Genomic DNA, 958 nt, shown 5'->3' on the forward strand with positions numbered 1-958 from the left:
CTGCTAATGGCTATATTTAGTTTATGATTGTATTTTTTCCCTAATTCTTTATATATCTTTTTTATTTTTGTTATTTCTTGTTCAGTTATAACGTTTGCAGGTAGATATTCATATGGATTAGATGAATAATATGAATTACTTAAATTTGGAATAAAATCAGGTGAATATTTGAAAAATTTTCCTAATACTTGAATACTTCCTTCCTTTACTAGGTGTATAGATTCTATGATTTTTCTGATTTTTTCATCTAACGATTCAAAAAATGTACTTTGTAATTCTGTCTTAGTATCCATAGAGAAAGTTATCTCGACTTCTGTCTTTAGCGTTAATCCAATAATTGAATAAAAATTTGGATTTATTTTTAGTTGATCAAATAAATAATCAATAGTTAATGCTAAAGATAATTCTTCGTGCGTTAGTTTTTTAAGTTTAAAATTATGATCAAATTCTATAATAGTGTTTTCATTTCTAATGTGAATTCCATTTATTAATACTATTACTTCTAGTTCAATTTTTTCTTTTTTAAGAATATTTTCAATTTCAGATGTTATATTATAAATCCTGTCGTTTAAATTTATTGTGTTTCTCTGATTGGTTATGTAATTACAAATTCGGAATAATAATGTGTGAATTTCTGGGAGTTTTACGCAGACTCCAGGATAAGTTAAATACCCGAAGAGTTGTGGAATTTCAGTATAAACAATTTGGCTCAATTTGTTAAAGAGTTTCTCCTTTTCAATTTCTTCTTTAAACTTCATTGAGGAACGAAACCCCTTAAAGGTAATCTCGTTGCTTTGAATTCCATGTTTTATAACTTCGTGCTCTAACTTTCTATCCAGCGAGGGAATCTTTTGGAAAACTTCAATTGAAAGTAGTATTAAATCTGCGAGAGTTTCTTTTTCTTTTATAGTCATAGAATTATTAGGGTTTTGAGAATTTCGCATAACGAACTAGGCTT

1 protein-coding gene is annotated in these 958 nt (G+C 27.0%); it reads right to left on the minus strand.

Annotated features, from left to right (window positions below; all coding sequences use genetic code 11):
• Nucleotides 1-914: hypothetical protein (locus EHS15_RS00005; RefSeq protein ID WP_135758477.1), on the minus strand; the 914-nt coding region annotated here is incomplete at its 3' end.
• Nucleotides 915-958: the final 44 nt, after the last annotated feature.

The sequence above is a fragment of the Leptospira idonii genome, assembly GCF_004770995.1.
Classification (GTDB): Bacteria; Spirochaetota; Leptospiria; order Leptospirales; family Leptospiraceae; genus Leptospira_A; species Leptospira_A idonii.